The sequence below is a fragment of the Stenotrophomonas sp. GSD10 genome, from assembly GCF_056172695.1.
In genome coordinates this window covers 2,529,032-2,547,098 of record NZ_JAOCMC010000002.1, presented here as the reverse complement: position 1 = coordinate 2,547,098, position 18,067 = coordinate 2,529,032, and the positions used below count along the sequence as shown (strand labels likewise).

Below are 18,067 nucleotides of genomic sequence, written 5' to 3'. Positions count from 1 at the left end.
GTATTGTCCATGCGGTGTCATTCCTGCGCCGTGTACCGGCGAGCGCGGGCAAAGTCGCCATTCCGCGCAAAGCCGGTCCGGCCTGCGCCGGCCGGGGCAGCGCAGGCCCGGTGCTATAGTTCGGCCGATCCCCGGCCCGTACCGGTCGGGCCCTGTAAAAGGCCACTACGGACTGACCTTGATGCCTCTGCCGACCGTTTCCCTGCGCCGCCTGCGCGGGCTCTCCCTGCTGGCCCTGATGGTTGCCGGCGTTGCCGGTCCGGCCACGGCCCTGGCCACCGATCTGCTTGACCTGTCGTACCGCCCCTGGCGGGCAAGCAGCAGATCAATCTGCAGCAGCGCTATCACGGGCAGGTGCTGCTGGTGGTCAATACCGCCAGCAAGTGCGGCTATACCCCGCAGTACGAAGGCCTGGAGGCGCTGCAGAAGCGCTATGCCAGCCGTGGTTTTGCCGTGCTCGGTTTCCCGTCCAACGATTTCAAGGGCCAGGAGCCCGGTGACGAGAAGCAGATCCAGGATTTCTGCACGCTCACCTACGGCGTCAAGTTCCCGATGTTCGAGAAGGTGCATGTGGTCGGCGCCGAGGCCACGCCGCTGTACCAGCGCTTGACCGCGGCCACCGGCGTGGCACCGGGCTGGAACTTCCACAAGTACCTGGTCGGCCGCGATGGCAAGGTCATCGCCCAGTTCGCCAGCAAGGTGACGCCGGACGATCCGCAGTTGACTGCGGCCATCGACAAGGCCCTGGCCGCCGCCCAGCATTGATATCCGGCACGGATGCCTCGACATCGGGGGCATGCGTGCGACAATGGTTCTTTTCGCGCCGACGTCGGCGCCCAGACACTTCCAGGAATGCAGCGAATGAAGATGGGAATGCGCGGCGCCGCGGCGTCGGTTCTGATTCTGGCGATGGGCACTTCGGGTGTCGCTCTGTCGCAACAACCGGCTGCTCCGGCAGCCGCCAAGGAGACCGCAACCTTGAATTCCCCCAAGCAGAAGCTGGGCTATGCCATCGGCCTGGACGTGGCCAAGTCGTTCACCCCGATCGCCGATGAGATCGATGTGGCCGCGCTGCGCACCGCCGTGGAGCGTTCCTTCGAAGGCCTGCAGCCGCAGATCACCCAGGAACAGGCCAAGGCCACCGACGCTGCGCTGCGCCAGGTGGTGATGGCGCGCAGCGGCCAGCAGGTGCCGGGCATGGCGCCGGGCACGCAGCCGCCGAAGGTCGATCGTGTCAAGGTCGCGCAGATGATCGGTTCCTACTCGGTCGGTCCGTCGCTGGCACAGCTGAAGGACGACATCGACGTTGCCGCATTGTTTGACGCAATCAGCACGGGTCTGAGTAAGGGCCAGCCGAAGATGACGGAAGCTGACGCGACCGCCACCATCCAGGCCTTCATGGGCAGCAAGCAGGCCGAAATGCAGGCCAAGGCCGCCGCCGCCGCGCAGACCAACCGTGAGGAAGGCAATGCGTTCCTGTCCAAGAACAAGACCCAGCCGGGCGTGGTGACCACCGCGTCGGGCCTGCAGTACCAGGTGATCCGCCCGGGCAGCGGCGAGCGTCCGCTGCCGAGCAGCAAGGTGCGCGTCAACTACGAAGGCAAGCTGCTCAACGGCACCGTGTTCGACAGCTCCTACGGCCGCCAGCCGGCCGAATTCGGCCTGGACCAGGTGATCAAGGGCTGGACCGAAGGCGTGGCACTGATGCCGGTCGGTTCGAAGTACCGCTTCTGGATCCCGGGCGAACTGGCCTATGGCGAGAACGGCACCCCGGGTGGCCCGATCGGCCCGAATGCCACGCTGACCTTCGACGTCGAGCTGCTGGGCGTCCTGCCGTAAGCGATCACGGAGCCAGCACGGATATGCGCGTTGCGATTTTCGGTACCGGGTACGTCGGTCTGGTGACCGGCACCTGTCTGGCCGACGTAGGCCACCAGGTGGTCTGCGTCGACATCGACCAGGCCAAGGTGGATGGGCTCAACCAGGGCATCATCCCGATCTACGAACCCGGCCTTGAGCCGATGGTGAAGGCCAACCATGCCGCGCTGCGGCTGTCCTTCACCACCGATGGCGCCAGCGCCATCGGCCATGGACAGGTGGTCTTCATCGCGGTGGGCACGCCCCCGACGAAGACGGCAGTGCCGATCTGCAGTACGTGCTGGCCGTGGCCCGCACCATCGGCCGCCATATGGCGGTACCAACGGTGGTGGTGAACAAGTCGACGGTGCCGGTGGGCACCGCCGACAAGGTGCGTGCCGCCATTGCCGAAGAACTGGCGGTGCGCGGCGAGGACATCGCGTTCGACGTGGTGTCCAACCCGGAATTCCTGAAGGAAGGCGATGCGGTGGCCGACTGCATGCGCCCGGACCGCATCATCATCGGTGCCAGCAGCGACGAATCGGTGGCGATGATGCGCCGCCTGTACGCGCCGTTCAACCGCAACCACGATCGCGTGGTGGAAATGGACGTGCGTTCGGCCGAGCTGACCAAGTACGCGGCCAACGCCATGCTGGCGACCAAGATTTCGTTCATGAACGAAATCGCCAACATCGCCGAACGCGTGGGTGCCGACGTCGAGCAGGTCCGCCAGGGCATTGGTTCGGACCCGCGCATCGGCTGGCACTTCATCTATCCCGGTGCCGGCTACGGCGGCTCGTGCTTCCCCAAGGACGTGCAGGCGCTGGCCCGCACCGCGCAGCAGTACGGTCTGGAACCGAAGCTGCTGAACGCGGTGGAAGCGGTCAATGATGCGCAGAAGGGCCATCTGTTCGCCCTGATCCAGCGTCACTACGACAAGGGCGAGGACGAGGGTGTGCGCGGCAGGACCTTTGCCGTGTGGGGCCTGGCGTTCAAGCCCAACACCGACGACATGCGCGAAGCCTCCAGCCGCCGCCTGCTGGCGCAGCTGTGGGAGGGCGGTGCGACGGTGCGCGCCTACGACCCGGAAGCAATGCACGAATCGCAGCGCATTTTCGGTGAGCGCGATGATCTGGTGTTCTGCAACAGTGCCGATGAGGCGCTGCAGGGTGCCGACGCGCTGGTGGTGGTGACCGAGTGGAAGCAGTTCCGCAGCCCCGATTTCCAGAAGCTGCGCGAGCAGCTCAAGGACGCAGTGGTGTTCGACGGGCGCAACCTCTACGACCCGGCCGAGGTGGAAGCCGCAGGCGTGGCGTACTACGGTATCGGCCGGGGGCGTTCGCTGCATGTCTGAGCTGCCCACTGAACGCGAACAGGCGCTTGAAGCGCGCCTGGTCGAACTGGAAATGCGCGTGTCCTTCCAGGAACAGGCCTTGGCCGAGTTGAGCGATGCGTTGGCCGATGCCCGCATGCAGGGCATGCGCAATGCCGACGTGCTGCGCGTCCTGCTGGAAGACCTTGGCAAGGTCCGCAACGCACTGAATTCTTCCGATCCGGCGAGCGAACCGCCGCCGCCGCACTACTGATCCGAATCCTATGAGCGATACCCTCCGCGACCAGCTGATGGGCCTGGGCTTCAAGCCCGCGCCCAAGCCCGAGCGCAAGAATGATGGCCCCCGCCGTGATGGCCGCCCGCAGGGCAAGGGTGGCAATGGCAATGGAAAGCCGCAGGGCGCCGGCAAGGGCGAGCACAAGCCCGGCGAGCGCCGAGGTGGCCACGGCCACGCGGGTGCAGGCAAGCCCGGGCAGTCCCGTGGGCCCGGCCAGCAAGGCCCGCGCAAGCCGCGCAGCGCCGAAGAGATGGATCTGGCCAAGGCCTACGCGATCCGTGCGCAGCGGGAAAGGAAGAGCGCATCGAGACCGAGCGCCTGAAGCAGGAAGAAGCGCGCATTCGCCGCGAGGCCAAGGCCAAGCTGGAAGAACTGCTGAAGGACAAGGGCCTGAATGCCGAGGACGCGGACATCGCCCGCCACTTCCCGTACGGTGGCAAGATCAAGCGCATCTACGTGACCGCCGAACAGCTCACCGCGCTCAATGCCGGTGAACTGGGCGTGGTCCAGCTCAATGGCCGATACCTGCTGGTGACCGCCGAGGTGCTGGCGCAGTCCGAGGCGGTGTTCGCCGCATCGGTGGCGCTGAAGGTCGATCCGAACGCGCCGGCCGAGGAAGATCCGTACGCCGATCCGCAGTACCAGGTGCCGGACGACCTGGTCTGGTAAACGCGTGAATGCTGCGGGCCCACGGCCGTCGCGGCGGTGGGGGAAGGGATGACCGCAGATCCAAGCCGCGGCTATGTACCGCACATCGACGGCCTGCGCGCGATTGCCGTGCTGGCCGTCATCGTGTTCCACCTCGACCCGGCCTGGCTGCCGGGCGGGTTCACCGGTGTGGACGTGTTCTTCGTCATCTCCGGCTTCGTGGTCAGTGCCTCGGTACACCGGTTGCCGCCGCTGCCGCTGGGGCAGTCGATGCTGCGCTTCTATGCGCGTCGCATCCGCCGCATCGCGCCCGCCCTGCTGACCTGCCTGTTGCTGACCGCGCTGGCCAGCGTGCTGTTCATTCCCGAGTCCTGGCTCAGCGAGGCCAGTGACAAGACCGGGTTGATGGCACTGTTCGGCTTCAGCAACTGGGTGCTGGCAGCGATCGGCAACGATTACTTCGCCCCCAGGGCCGAGTTCAATCCCTATACCCATACCTGGTCGTTGGGGGTGGAGGAGCAGTTCTATCTGATCTTCCCGCTGCTGTTCCTGGCCTGGGCGCGCGGTACGCGTGGGCGCTGGATCAGCCTGGGCCTGTTCGGGTTGGTCAGTGTGGCGTCGCTGCTGCATGCGGCGCTGCTGGGCATGCGCGACATGCCACCGTCATGGGCGTTCTATGCCACCAGTACGCGGCTGTGGCAGCTGGGGGTGGGGGTGCTGTTGTTCCAGTGGCTGCACCTGCGCCCATCGCGGGAGCGCACAACGGAGCAGGCGCCGAAGCGCATGGCGCCCGTATTCTCCCTGCTGGCCGTGGTGGCGCTGGCCCTGTTGGGGTGGGCGCTGTGGTCCGCGCGTGCAGGGCATTCGCCATGGCCGGATGGTCTGCTGCCGGCCCTGGCCACTGCCGGCCTGCTGTGGGCGCTGCATCATCATCCGCAGGCCTGGGTCGCGCGCCTGCTGGCCAGTGCCCCGATGCGCCGTGTCGGCCTGCTGTCGTATTCACTGTATCTGTGGCACTGGCCGGTATTCGTGCTGATGCGCTGGACCGTGGGCCTGCAGACACCGGCGCAGATGATCGCTGCGATGGCGCTGGTGCTGCTGCTGTCATGGCTGTCGTGGCGCTGGGTGGAACAACCCTTCCGCGGCACGTTGGCGCAGCGCCTGCGCCCCGGGCGGTGGGTGCTGGCCGGTGCGGCCGTGCTGCTGCTCGCTGCCGGCCTGCAGACGCTGCTCTACCAGCAGGCGCCACAGCTGTCGTTGAGTACCGTCAGCCGGCAACCGGCCGATTGGTACCCCGACGGCAAGAGCGTGGCCGGCGATTATCCCGGCTGTGCCCTGGTGACGGCCAAGCATCGCTTCGAGGGGGCAGTGCGCGCACCTATGCCCGCGGAGACTGCGACCGTACGGTGCCGGCGGGCGCGCCTGCGCGGGTGTTCGTTGCCGGTGATTCGCATGCGATGGCCTACATCGAACTGCTGCAACGCCTGGCGCTGGAAACCGGCGCAGAGGTGTCGCTGTATGGCCGTGGCGGATGCCCGCAGGTAAGCCTGCAGAAGTGGCGTGGCGCAGGTGCGGGCTGTGCCGGATTCGATGCGGCGGTGTTCGCCGATATCGCGCGCCGTGCGCAACCGGGTGACGCGGTGGTGCTGGTGTCGCTGCGGGTTCCGCGCCTGTCCGATCAGTTCGTGCTGTTCGACGCGCAGGCGCAGCTGGCCGGTGAGCTGACCGCCGAAGCTGCCGCCGGGCGTGAGACTGAGGTGGCCGAGGCGATCGCGCAATGGAGGCCGCTGGCCGAGCGTGGCGTGCGCATCGTGCTGGAGGCGCCCAAGCCGGTGCTGCCGGCGCCCCCGTATCGCTGTTCGGACAGCTTCAACGCGGGCAACGAAGTCTGCCGCAATGGCCTGGACAGCACGCGCGAGGCGATGGAGACGCTGCGCGCGCCCATGCTGGGCAGCCTGCGCCAGGTGGTCGACGGCCTGCCCGGCGGCGTGCTCTGGGATCCGTTGCCGGCGCTGTGCGACGACCGGTTGTGCCCGGCACAGCGTGATGGCCGGCCGCTGTTCTTCGATGGCGATCACCTCAGTGCGCAGGGCAATCGCGTGCTGTTGCCTTCGCTGCAGCAGGTGCTGCTGCAGCGCTGAAGGGGACGGAGGGGATCAAGTCGTTTGTGGCACAAATGCCTTGATCCCCTCCGTCCCCTTTTCTATTCGGGGTCGTAGTCGAGGTTGGAGGCCAGCCAGCGCTCGGCCTGCGCGCGGTCCACGCCCTTGCGCCGGGCGTAGTCGCTGACCTGTTCGCGGCTGAGCCGGCCCACCACGAAATACTGGCTCTGCGGGTGGCTGAAGTAGTAGCCGGATACCGCCGCGGTGGGCAGCATCGCAAAGCTCTCGGTCAGCTCCATGCCGGCGTTGGCCTCGGCCTGCAGCAGGTCGAACAGGCGGCGCTTCTCGCTGTGCTCGGGGCAGGCCGGGTAGCCGGGCGCCGGGCGGATGCCGCGGTACTGCTCGTCGATCAGCGCCTCGTTGTCCAGCGTCTCGGCGTGGTCGTAACCCCAGAACTGCGTGCGCACGCGCTGGTGCAGGCGCTCGGCCAGCGCTTCGGCGAAGCGGTCAGCCAGTGCCTTCAGCAGGATCGCGTTGTAGTCGTCATGCTCGGCTTCGAAGCGTGCAACATGCGCGTCGATACCGATGCCGGCGGTCACCGCGAACGCGCCGATCCAGTCGTCGCGGCCACTGTCGGCAGGCGCGATGAAATCGGCCAGGCAGAAGTCCGGGCGCTCGGCCGGCTTGTCCACCTGCTGGCGCAGGAAGTGCAGGGTGGTTTCGCCCTGTGGATGCTGCACGCGCACGTCGTCGCCGATGCTGTTGGCTGGCCACAGGCCAAACACCGCCTTGGCAGTCAGCCACTTCTCGCCGACGATGCGGTCGAGCATCGCGCGCGCGTCGCGGTACAGTTCGCTGGCTTGGGTGCCGACGATCTCGTCGGTGAGGATGGCCGGGAACTTGCCGGCCAGCTCCCATGCCTGGAAGAACGGGGTCCAGTCGATGTAGTCCACCAGTTCGGCCAGTGGGTAATCATCGAAGACATGCAGGCCGGGCTGACGCGGTGCCGGTGGCGTGTAGTTGGCCCAGTCGCCCTGGAATTTCTGCCCGCGTGCGTGCTCCAGCGAGACCAGGCGCTTGGCATCGCCACGGTTGCGATGGCGCGCGCGGATCTCGGCGTAGTCGGCTTCGTTGGCGGCGACGAACGCCTCGCGCAGGTCGCGCGAGATCAGCGACTGGGCCACGCCGACCGCGCGCGAGGCGTCCTTCACCCACACTGTGGGGGCCTTGTAATGCGGGTCGATCTTCAGGGCGGTATGCGCGCGCGAGGTGGTCGCGCCCCCGATCAGCAGCGGCAGGTCGAAGCCCTGGCGTTCCATTTCGCGGGCGACGTGGCTCATTTCTTCCAGCGAGGGGGTGATCAGCCCGGACAGGCCGATCAGGTCGGCACGGTGCTCGCGCGCGGCGTCGAGGATCTTCTGCGCCGGCACCATCACGCCCAGGTCGATCACTTCGAAGTTGTTGCAGGCCAGGACGACGCCGACGATGTTCTTGCCGATGTCATGCACATCGCCCTTCACCGTGGCCATGATGATCTTGCCGTTGCTCTTGGCGGTGTCACCGCTGCGCGCTTTCTCCGCCTCGATGTACGGCAGGAGGTAGGCCACGGCCTTCTTCATCACCCGCGCGGATTTCACCACCTGGGGCAGGAACATCTTGCCGGCGCCGAACAGGTCGCCGACCACGTTCATGCCATCCATCAACGGGCCTTCGATCACGTCCAGTGGGCGGCTGGAAGCCTGCCGGGCCAGCTCGGTGTCTTCCTCGACCCAGGCGTCCAGGCCGTGCACCAGCGCGTGCGCCAGACGCTGCGCCACCGGCTTTTCACGCCAGGCCAGATCCTCGGTCTTCGCCGCGCCCTTTTTGCCCTTGTAGCGCTCGGCGATCTCCAGCAGGCGTTCGGTGCCATCGCTGCGTCGGTTGAGGATTACATCCTCCACGCGTTCGCGCAGCTCCGGCTCCAGCTCGTCGTAGATCGGCATCGCGCCGGCGTTGACGATGCCCATGTCCATGCCAGCGGCGATCGCGTGGTACAGGAACACCGAGTGGATGGCCTGGCGCACGGTCTCGTTGCCACGGAACGAGAATGACACGTTGGAGACACCACCGGAGACATGGCAGTGCGGCAGCGTCTGCTTGATGATGCGGGTGGCTTCGATGAAGTCCACCGCATAGTTGTCGTGCGCTTCGATGCCGGTGGCGACGGCGAAGATGTTCGGGTCGAAGATGATGTCCTGCGGCGGGAAGCCGATCTCATCGACCAGGATGCGGTAGGCGCGGGTGCAGATTTCCACCTTGCGTGCGCAGGTGTCGGCCTGGCCGGTTTCGTCGAACGCCATCACCACTGCGGCCGCGCCGTAGCGCAGCACCTTGCGCGCGTGCTCGCGGAACGGCGCCTCGCCTTCCTTCAGCGAGATCGAGTTGACCACGCTCTTGCCCTGCAGGCACTTCAACCCGGCCTCGATCACGCTCCACTTGGACGAGTCGACCATCACCGGGATGCGCGCGATGTCCGGCTCGGACATGATCAGGTTGAGGTAGCGGGTCATCGCTGCCTCTGAGTCGATCAGGCCTTCGTCCATGTTGACGTCGAGGATCTGCGCGCCGCTGGCCACCTGCTGGCGGGCCACGTCCACGGCTTCCTCGTAGCGGCCTTCCTTGATGAGCTTGCGGAACTGCGCGCTGCCGGTGACGTTGGTGCGCTCGCCGACATTGACGAACAGCAGGTCCGGGGTGATGACCAGCGGTTCCAGGCCTGACAGGCGGGTGTAGGGGGCGGTGCTCATGCGGCCTGCTGCTCCTGCGCGCCGGGCAGTGGACGGGGCGGCAGGCCGGCCACGGCCTGGGCGATGGCGCGGATGTGCTCGGGGGTGGAGCCGCAGCAGCCGCCGACCAGGTTCAGCAGACCATCCTCGGCGAAGCCGCGCAGCGTGGTGGCCATTTCCTCGGGCGTTTCGTCGTACTCGCCAAAGGCATTGGGCAGGCCGGCGTTGGGGTGTGCGCTGACATGGCAGCCGGCCACGCGCGCCAGGGTCTCCACATGCGGGCGCATCGCGTCGGCACCCAGCGCGCAGTTCAGGCCGATCGACAGCGGCCGCGCATGCGCCAGCGAGGCGTGGAAGGCATCGGCGGTCTGCCCCGACAGGGTGCGGCCGGAGGCATCGGTGATGGTGCCGGAGATCATCACCGGCAGGCGCGCAGCGCGTGCATCGAAGGCTTCTTCCAGCGCATACAGCGCGGCCTTGGCGTTGAGCGTGTCGAAGATGGTCTCGACCATCAGCGTGTCGGCGCCGCCGTCGATCAGGCCTTCGATCGCTTCGCGGTAGGTATCGCGCAGTTCATCGAAGCTGGTGTTGCGGAAGCCGGGATCGTTCACGTCCGGGCTGATCGAGGCGGTACGGCTGGTGGGGCCGATCACACCGATGACGAAGCGAGGCTTGTCCGGCGTGGTCGCTTCCACCGCATCGCAGCAGGCGCGTGCAACGGCCGCGCCGGCCTTGTTCAGCTCATACACCAGGTGTTCCAGGTGGTAATCGGCCTGGCTCACCGAAGTGGCGTTGAACGTGTTGGTTTCCACCAGGTCGGCGCCGGCCAGCAGATAGGCGGTGTGGATGTCGGCGACGATCTGCGGGCGGGTCAGCAGCAGAAGATCGTTGTTGCCCTTCAGATCGTGACCCTCGGGCGTACCGTGGTCGCAGCCGGGGCCGTGGGCGTGGTCGTAGCCGCCGGCGAAGCGCTCGCCGCGATAATCCTGCTCCTGCAGCCCGTGGCGCTGGATCATGGTGCCCATCGCACCGTCGATGATCAGGATGCGCTCGCGCAGGGCGACGAGCAGGGCGTTGGCACGATCGGGATGCAACCAGGGCAGCGCGGACATGGCGGACTCGGGCTCAGGGCTTGTTGGCGATCAGCGAGATCACTTCGAAATGCGGGGGCGCTTCTCGCGGGTGACCGTCTCCAGACTCGACACCTGCAGGCCGGCCTTGTCGACGAACTTGCGTAGTTCCTTGTCGCTGAAGCCGAGGTTGACGTGGCCATACGCCTCGACGGCGGCCTTGTGCTCGTGGCGGGCCAGGCTGCACAGCAGCAGCCGGCCGCCCGGGCGCAGCACGCGTGCGGCCTCGGTCACCGCCTGCGCCGGCTTGCTGGCGTAGGTCAGCGCGTGCATCAGCACCACCAGGTCGAAGCTGCGGTCCTTGAACGGCAGCGCATGCATGTCGCCCTCGCGTACCTCCACGTTGGGCAGGCGGCGCAGGCGCTCGCTGGCGGCGGCGACCACGCGCGCGCTGGTGTCGATGCAGACGTAGCGCTTGGCATGCGGGGCGACCAGTTCGGCCAGCACGCCGTCACCGGAGGCGATGTCGAGCACGTCGCCGGTTTCCAGCAGCGGCAGCGCGGTGCGGGCCAGCGCCTCCCAGGTGCGGCCCGGGGAGTAGTGGCGTTCCATGTCGCCTGCCACGCTGTCGGCCCAGTTCTGGTCGGAGGCGCGGTGGGCCAGCACGGCGGCCACCCGTTCAGCATCCTGGCGCAGCAGCGGATCGTCGCTTCCGTTGCTCAAGGCGTGCCACAATGCACGCTGTGCCGGGTCCAGCTGGGCCTCGTCGAAGCGGTAGTAGGCCGACACGCCGGCACGGCGGTCGCGGACCAGACCGGCTTCCTTCAGGCGCGCCAGATGGGTCGACACGCGTGGCTGCGCCAACCGGGTGATCGCTGACAGCTCGGCCACGGTCAGCTCTTCCTGTTCCAGCAGCGCCAACAGTCGCACGCGGGTGGCATCGGCGAACACCTTCAGGCGGGTCGACCAGTCTTCCAGATCCATAAATATCTACCTATCGCGATATAGAGATATATTCGCCGAGAAGGCCTGCCAGGGTCAAGTCGCTGGCGTACGGAACCATTCACGCCCCGGTACAATCGAGCTACCTGGGCGCGCCGTACGCGGCCCATAACTTCATGTACCCGGGAGGGTGTTGTGGATTTCAGCTTTACCGAAGAGCAGTTGATGCTGCAGGACGTGGCGCGTCGCATCGCGCAGGAGAAGATCGCCCCCAGCGCGGAGCACCATGACCGCACCGGCGAGTTCCCGTTGGACAACATCCGCCTGCTGGGCGAGAACGGCTTGATGGGCATCGAAGTGCCGACCGAATACGGTGGCGCGGGCATGGACCCGATTGCGTACGTGCTGGCGATGGTGGAGGTCGCCGCCGGTGATGCTGCGCATTCGACCATCATGTCGGTGAACAATTCGCTGTTCTGCAACGGCATCCTGACCCATGGCAGCGAAGCACAGAAGCAGAAATACGTGCGTGCCATCGCAGAGGGCGAGGCCATCGGTGCGTTCGCGCTGACCGAGCCGCAGTCCGGTTCGGACGCCACCGCCATGCGTTGCCGGGCCGTCAAGCAGGCCGATGGCAGCTTCGTCATCAACGGCAAGAAGAGCTGGATCACCTCCGGCCCGGTGGCCAGGTACATCGTGCTGTTTGCAATGAGCGAGCCGGACAAGGGCGCGCGCGGCATCACCGCCTTCCTGATCGACACCGACAAGCCCGGCTTTGGTCGTGGCAAGACCGAACCGAAGCTGGGCATCCGTGCCTCGGCCACCTGCGAGATCGAGTTCAACGACTACGTGGCCCAGGCCGAGGACGTGCTGGGCCAGGAAGGCGAGGGCTTCAAGATCGCGATGGGTGTGCTGGATGCCGGTCGCATCGGCATCGCCTCGCAGGCGATCGGCATTGCCCGTGCTGCCTATGAAGCGACCATCGAGTACGTGAAGGAGCGCAAGGCGTTCGGCGCGGCCATCGGTACCTTCCAGATGACCCAGGCCAAGATCGCCGACATGAAGTGCAAGCTGGACGCGGCGCTGCTGCTGACCCTGCGCGCGGCGTGGGTGAAGGGCGAGGGCAAGCGCTTCAGCAATGAAGCGGCCATCGCCAAGCTGACCGCTTCGGAGGCGGCAATGTGGATCACCCACCAGGCGGTGCAGATCCATGGCGGCATGGGCTATTCAAAGGAAATGCCGCTGGAGCGCTACTTCCGTGATGCCAAGATCACCGAGATCTATGAGGGCACTTCGGAGATCCAGCGTCTGGTGATCGCACGCAACGAGACCGGGCTGCGCTGAGTGGCAAGGGCCGCGCCGCTGCAACGGCGGCGCGGCCAGTAGATCCACGCCATGCGTGGATGCGCTGTTCTCTGGCCGTCTGTAGAGCCGAGTCCACGCTCGGCTCCGGCAGACGCAGCCGAGCATGGGCTCGGCGCTACAGATCGGCAACCTGTGTTCCGCCATCAATTTCATTCTGCGGCGGCCTTCGAAAGCGCCGCTACAATGCAGACCGTTTTATTCAAGGGTCTGCACGATGATCCATCGCGGTTGGGGTTTCATGACGCTGGTGACGCCGATCGCAGTGATCCTGCTGCTGGCGTTCCTTCTTCCGCATGATGGCCCCAAAGGCAACATTGTGGTTGCGCTGCTCCGCTGAGACGTTGCCCTGGAAAGTGCCAACCAAGGTTGGCATGGATTCAAGAGCAGCAACAAAAAAGGCCCCGGATCGCTCCGGGGCCTTTCTCGTATCTGCTTACGGCCGGATCAACGATCCGGACGGTGCGCGGCATCGGCGTCGCGCTGGCGTTCCATGAACTCCTTGGAGGGTTCATCGAGCTTGTCGCCCAGCATGCGCCGCACGACCACGAAGAACACCGGAATCATCAGCAGGCCGAGCAGGGTGGCGAACAGCATGCCACCGATCACGCCGGTACCGATGGCGTGGCGGGAGTTGGCGCCGGCGCCGCTGGAGATCGCCATCGGGATCACGCCCATGATGAACGCGAACGAGGTCATCAGGATCGGGCGGAAACGCAGGCGCGCTGCCTCGATGGTGGCATCGCGCAGGTTCTTGCCGGCCGCGCGTTGCTCCACCGCGAACTCCACGATCAGGATCGCGTTCTTCGCTGCCAGGCCGATCACGGTGATCAGACCGATCTTGAAGAACAGATCGTTGGGCAGGCCACGCAGCATCGACAGGCCGAGTGCACCCAGCACGCCCAGCGGCACCACCAGCAGCACCGCCACCGGAATCGACCAGCTTTCATACAGGGCTGCCAAGCACAGGAACACCACTACGATCGACAGCACCAGCAGCAGGGTCGCGGCGTTGCCGGCCAGGATTTCCTGGTAGGACATGCCGGACCAGTCGTAGCCGAAGCCGGCCGGCAGGTCGTCGTTGACGATGCTCTCCATGGTCTGCATCGCTTCACCCGAACTGGTGCCCGGGGCCTGCGAACCGACGATGTTGATCGCCGAGTAGCCGTTGTAGCGGCTCAGCGACGGCGGTGCCGACACCCATTCGGACTTGACCACCGTGTTGAGCGGGATCATCGCGTTGGTGCCATCGGCATTGGTGGTCAGGCTGGACGGGCTGTAGAAGCTCTTCAGCGATTCCTGGCCGGTGCGGTACGGGCCATCGGCCTGCATGGTCACGCGCTTGATGCGGCCTTCGTAGAAGAAGTCGTTGACGTACACCGGCGCCAGCATCAGCTGGATGGTGCTGTACACGTCCGACACCGACATGCCCATCGACTGCGCCTGCACGCGGTCCACGTGCAGCTGCAGCTGCGGCGCGTTTTCCAGTCCGTTCGGTCGCACGCCGACCAGTGCTTCGGGCTTCTGCGCGGCCTTGCCCAGCAGGATGTTGCGTGCCTGGGTGAGCTGCTCGTAGCCGGCACCGCTGCGGTCCTGCAGCCACATGTCGAAGCCGCCGAACTGGCCCAGGCCCTGCACGGTCGGCAGGTTGACCACGAAGATCTGCGCTTCCTTGATGCCGTAGAACGCGCCGTTCATGTTCTGGATGAACTCCGGCGCGGTGAACTTGCGTTCCTCCCACGGCTTCAGGCGGATGAAGCCCATGCCCACGTTCTCGCCGGAACCGACGAAGCTGAAGCCGGCCACCTGCAGCATGCCTTCATAGCCATCCTGCTTTTCCAGCACGCCACGCATCTGCGCGAAGACTTCGTTGGTCTGGCCCTTGGTCGAACCCGGCGGCAGCTGCACGATCGCCAGCGCATAGCCCTGGTCCTCTTCCGGCAGGAAGCTGCCGGGCATGCGGGTGAACAGGAAGCCACACAGCGCGGTCAGCACCACGAACAGGATCATCCAGCGCGGGGCGTGGCGCACCGCCGAGGTGATATGCCCCACGTAGGTGTGGCTGATCTTGTCGTAGTACTTGTTGAAGGTGCGGTAGACGATGTTCGGGTTGTCGTTGTGCGTCGGCTTGAGGAAGGTCGCGCACAGCGCCGGGGTGAAGCCCAGCGCCAGGAAGGCCGAGAACGCCATCGAGATGGCGATGGTCAGCGCGAACTGCTTGTAGATCTCACCGGCCGCACCGCCCTGCAGGGCCGACGGAATGAACACCGCAGCCAGCACGACGGTGATCGCCACCACCGCGCCGGTGATCTGGGTCATCGCCTTCTGCGTGGCCGGCTTCGGCGCCAACCCTTCCTCGGTCATGATGCGCTCGACGTTCTCGATCACCACGATCGCGTCATCGACCACGATGCCGATTGCCAGCACCATCGCGAACAGGGTCAGCTGGTTGATCGTGAAGCCGATCATCCACATGCCCAGGAAGGTGCCGAGCAGGGCCACCGGAATGACCAGGGTCGGGATCAGGGTGGCGCGGAAGTTCTGCAGGAAGATCAGCATCACCAGGAACACCAGCAACACTGCTTCGAACAGGGTCTTGACCACTTCCTGGATCGAGATCTTGACGAAGGTGGTGCTGTCGTACGGCGAGAACCAGGTCACGCCGGATGGGAAGCTGGGCTGCAGTTCGTCCATTTTGGCGCGCACCGCATCGGCCACGTTCAGGGCGTTGGCGCCCGGCAGCAGCTGGATGGCGAAGGCACCGGTGGGCTTGCCGTTGTACTGGGTATCAAAGCCGTAGTTGTTGGCACCGAAGGCCACCCGGGCGATGTCCTTGAGCAGCACGCGCGAGCCGTCGGGGTTGGCGCGCAGGATGATGTTCTCGAACTCCTGCGGCGAGCTGAAGCGGCCTTCGGCCGACACCGTGGCGGTGAAGTGCTGGCCCTCCGGCGACGGGTCCGAACCCAGCGCGCCGGCGGCGAACTGCACGTTCTGCGCGCGCACCGCGGCCAGCACCTGGCTGGCCGACAGGCCGTAGCCCTGCATCTTTTCCGGGTTCAGCCAGATGTTCATGGCGTACTCGGAACCGAACTGCTGGGTGCTGCCGACGCCGGGGATGCGCGAGACCTGGTCGAGCACGCGCGAGCCGACAATGTCGTTCAGGGCGTCACGGTTGATGGTCGGCGTATCGGACTGCAGCGCGATCACCATCAGGAAGCCGGCGTTGGCCTTGGCCACCACCACACCCTGCTGGGTCACTTCCGAAGGCAGTCGTGGCGTGGCCAGCGACACCTTGTTCTGCACCTGCACCTGGGCGATGTCCGGATCGGTGCCGGTCTCGAAGGTCAGGGTGATCGAGGCACGGCCGTTGGAGGCGGACGAGGAACTGAAGTACAGCAGGTGATCGATACCGGTCAGCTGCTGCTCGATCACCTGGGTGACCGATTTTTCAGTGGTGTCGGCACTGGCGCCCGGGTAGGTGGCCGAGACGGTCACCTGTGGCGGGGCGATGTTGGGGTAGGACTCCACACCCAGGTTGAGGATCGCGATCACGCCGCTGAGCGAGATCAGGATCGCAACCACCCAGGCGAAGACTGGATGCTCGATGAAAAATTTAGGCATGACGGAAGGTTCCCGTTACTGCTTGTTCGATTCGGTGGCGGCCGGCTTGGCCGCATCGGCCTGCTCGGGCTTGGCCGCGTCGGCCGGTGCCTTGCCTGCAGCCGGAGCCGCGGCTGCCGGTGCAGCGCCGCCTGCGGCAGGCTTGCCGTTGGCGTCCTGCCCCGGGGTCCACGGCTTGGCCACGGCCGGTGCGCCTTCCTTGACCTTCTGCACGCCGGCCACGATGACCTTGTCACCGGCGGCCAGGCCGTCGCTGACCAGCCAGTTGCCGTTCTGCGCGCCGTCGGTCTTGACGTTCTTGCGAATGACCTTGCCGTCGGCGCCGACCACCATCACATAGCCGCCGGTGGTGTCGCGCAGCAGCGCCTGCTGCGGCACCAGGTAGGCGTTGTTGCGCTCGCCCAGGTTGGCCTGGAAGCTGACGAAGGCACCTGGCAGCAGGATCTGCTGAGGGTTGGGCAGCAGTGCGCGCAGCGACACCGCACCGGTGGCCGGATCGACCGTGGTCGAGGAGAAGTCCAGCGTGCCCGGCTCGCTGTAGGTGCTGCCATCGGCCAGTTTGACGTTGACCGTCGCCTTGCCGTCACCGGACAGTGCCAGCGCACCCTTGGCCTGCTGCGCGCGCAGCTGGGTCAGTTCGTCCACGCTCAGCGAGAAATTCACGTACAGCGGATCGAGCTGGTCGACGGTGGTCAGCAGGGTCACATCGCCCTGGCCGACCAGCGCACCTTCGGTGACCTGCTGCTTGTTGGCCACGCCGCTGATCGGCGCGGTCACTTCGGTGTAGCCCAGGTTGATGCGCGAGGAGGTGACGGTGGCTTCGGCCTGCTTGACCGCGGCCAGCGCGGTGCGCTCGGCCGATTCGGCGTTGTCCAGGTCGGACTTGGAGACGAACTGCTGCGGTGCCAGCGAACGGGCGCGGTCGGCGGCGACCTTGGCATTGGCGTAGGTGGCGCGGGCCGAGGCCAGCTGGGCTTCGGAGGCATTGAGCGAGGCGCGCAGCGGGGCCGGGTCGATCAGGAACAGGGCCTGGCCCTGCTTGACCTGCGAGCCTTCCTGGTAGACGCGCTTGAGCAGAACGCCCGGCACGCGTGCGCGCACGTCGGCGCTGCGGAACGGCGACAGGCGGCCGACCAGCTCACGCTGAAGCGGCAGGGTCTGCGGCTTGGCGTCGATCACGCCCACCTCCGGCGGCGGGGGCGTCTGCTGTTCCGGCTTCTTGCAGGCAGCCAGCGCGACAGCAACGGCGCACGTCAAGGCAAGGGTGCGGAGTGGGGCGGTCATCAGGAGGAACTCCGGGGTTGGTTTGTAGACGGGGCCGGCGACGGCTGTGGCGCGAACGCGCGCAGGAAGCTGTCGACGGAGAACTCTGCCCAGCGCCGACGCAGCTGCGCGTCATCACGATGGGCGGTATGGAAGCGCTGTTTGTCGAAATCCTGACCGGCGATCATGCTCAGCAGCAGTTCGGCCATGTAGTGCGGGTCGTCATGGCGAAGCCGGCCTTGCATGCAAACGGTTTCAATCCATTCAGCAAGATGAAGCGTCAGTGCGCCGGCGCCATGCCGGTACAGCGTACGCGCCTCTTCAGGAAACTGCGCGGCGTCGGCGGCGATCAGCCGACAGGCCTGGCCTACGTGCGGTTGGTTGAAATGCTCCAGGAAGTCGGTGGCGAACTGGAGCAGGCTGGCACGCAGGTCGTCAGTGCGGAGTGCACGCAGCATGGCGCCGGTGGCGTGGCCGACATGGCGCTGCATGACCCGGCGCAGCAGTTCCTGCTTGCTGCCATAGCGCGAGTACAGGGTCTGCTTGGAGCAGCCGGCGTGCTGGGCCACCGCATCCATGCTCATCTGCATGCCCTGCTGGGCCAGCAGTTCGCGAACGGCAGCGAACACACGCTCATCGCGCGCGTCCAGGGCAGCGGGGGGCAGGGCGGGTTCACGCGGTGGACTATACCGTCCAGTTCAGCATTGTGGAATCGAATGGGTGTGGCCGCGTGTGTCTTCCGGTAACACGCTTTGCCGATCCTGTCGGCAGTGCTGCGGACGGCGCCGGGACCATACCGGTGCGAACTGAATAGGCGTCTAAACCGC

11 protein-coding genes and 4 pseudogenes are annotated in these 18,067 nt (G+C 66.2%); 9 read left to right on the top strand and 6 right to left on the bottom strand.

The window, feature by feature from the left end; translation table 11 throughout:
* The first annotated feature begins 181 nt into the window (after positions 1-181).
* The 7 genes and pseudogenes from N4G47_RS11965 (at position 182) to N4G47_RS11935 (ending at position 6,256) form a co-directional block, all read left to right on the top strand.
* Positions 182-765, top strand: a pseudogene (locus N4G47_RS11965) (glutathione peroxidase).
* 96 nt (positions 766-861) lie between these two features.
* Positions 862-1,839: an FKBP-type peptidyl-prolyl cis-trans isomerase N-terminal domain-containing protein gene (locus N4G47_RS11960; RefSeq protein ID WP_249843548.1), complete on the top strand. Its 978-nt coding sequence runs from the start codon at positions 862-864 to the stop codon at positions 1,837-1,839.
* Between the two features lie 23 nt (positions 1,840-1,862).
* Positions 1,863-3,211, top strand: a pseudogene (locus N4G47_RS11955) (UDP-glucose dehydrogenase family protein).
* Positions 3,204-3,443, top strand: a complete 240-nt coding sequence (locus tag N4G47_RS11950; RefSeq protein WP_046982650.1) for a SlyX family protein — start codon at positions 3,204-3,206, stop codon at positions 3,441-3,443. The pseudogene N4G47_RS11955 and the gene N4G47_RS11950 overlap by 8 nt, the downstream one beginning before the upstream one ends.
* A gap of 10 nt (positions 3,444-3,453) precedes the next feature.
* Positions 3,454-4,136 (top strand): annotated as a pseudogene (locus N4G47_RS11945) (DUF2058 domain-containing protein).
* Positions 4,137-4,184: 48 nt separating this feature from the next.
* The gene (locus tag N4G47_RS11940) at positions 4,185-5,660 is read left to right on the top strand and encodes an acyltransferase family protein (RefSeq protein ID WP_475287361.1); all 1,476 of its coding nucleotides are present in this window, start codon (positions 4,185-4,187) and stop codon (positions 5,658-5,660) included.
* Positions 5,546-6,256, top strand: coding sequence for an SGNH hydrolase domain-containing protein (locus N4G47_RS11935; RefSeq protein ID WP_475287359.1), 711 nt, complete (start codon positions 5,546-5,548; stop codon positions 6,254-6,256). Before N4G47_RS11940 ends, N4G47_RS11935 begins: the two co-directional genes overlap by 115 nt.
* 62 nt (positions 6,257-6,318) lie before the next feature.
* On the opposite strand, the gene metH is transcribed toward N4G47_RS11935, so the two are convergent.
* The 3 genes and pseudogenes from metH to N4G47_RS11920 all read right to left on the bottom strand — a co-directional run bounded on the left by metH (position 6,319) and on the right by N4G47_RS11920 (position 11,036).
* Entirely contained in the window at positions 6,319-9,003 is a 2,685-nt protein-coding gene (metH, locus tag N4G47_RS11930) for a methionine synthase (protein ID WP_475287357.1), read from the bottom strand.
* On the bottom strand, positions 9,000-10,094 hold the full coding sequence (locus tag N4G47_RS11925; protein WP_475287355.1) for a homocysteine S-methyltransferase family protein: 1,095 nt from the start codon (positions 10,092-10,094) through the stop codon (positions 9,000-9,002). The genes metH and N4G47_RS11925 overlap by 4 nt, the downstream gene beginning before the upstream one ends.
* A gap of 13 nt (positions 10,095-10,107) precedes the next feature.
* A pseudogene (locus N4G47_RS11920) lies at positions 10,108-11,036 on the bottom strand (ArsR/SmtB family transcription factor).
* Positions 11,037-11,189: 153 nt separating this feature from the next.
* On the opposite strand from N4G47_RS11920, the gene N4G47_RS11915 reads away from it, so the two are divergent.
* On the top strand, positions 11,190-12,338 hold the full coding sequence (locus N4G47_RS11915) for an acyl-CoA dehydrogenase family protein (RefSeq protein ID WP_249843554.1): 1,149 nt from the start codon (positions 11,190-11,192) through the stop codon (positions 12,336-12,338).
* A gap of 124 nt (positions 12,339-12,462) precedes the next feature.
* Positions 12,463-12,696, top strand: a complete 234-nt coding sequence (locus N4G47_RS11910; RefSeq protein WP_475287353.1) for a hypothetical protein — start codon at positions 12,463-12,465, stop codon at positions 12,694-12,696.
* 107 nt (positions 12,697-12,803) lie between these two features.
* Here the strand turns inward: N4G47_RS11910 and N4G47_RS11905 are convergent, their stop codons facing one another.
* Genes N4G47_RS11905 through N4G47_RS11895 form a run of 3 tightly spaced genes read right to left on the bottom strand, consistent with a single transcriptional unit; the run spans position 12,804 to position 17,869 of the window.
* Positions 12,804-15,977, bottom strand: a complete 3,174-nt coding sequence (locus N4G47_RS11905; RefSeq protein WP_409460228.1) for a multidrug efflux RND transporter permease subunit — start codon at positions 15,975-15,977, stop codon at positions 12,804-12,806.
* Between the two features lie 15 nt (positions 15,978-15,992).
* A complete protein-coding gene (locus tag N4G47_RS11900) occupies positions 15,993-17,261 on the bottom strand; it encodes an efflux RND transporter periplasmic adaptor subunit (RefSeq protein WP_107232944.1) in 1,269 nt (422 codons plus the stop codon).
* Entirely contained in the window at positions 17,261-17,869 is a 609-nt protein-coding gene (locus N4G47_RS11895) for a TetR/AcrR family transcriptional regulator (RefSeq protein ID WP_475287350.1), read from the bottom strand. The genes N4G47_RS11900 and N4G47_RS11895 overlap by 1 nt, the downstream gene beginning before the upstream one ends.
* Positions 17,870-18,067: the final 198 nt, after the last annotated feature.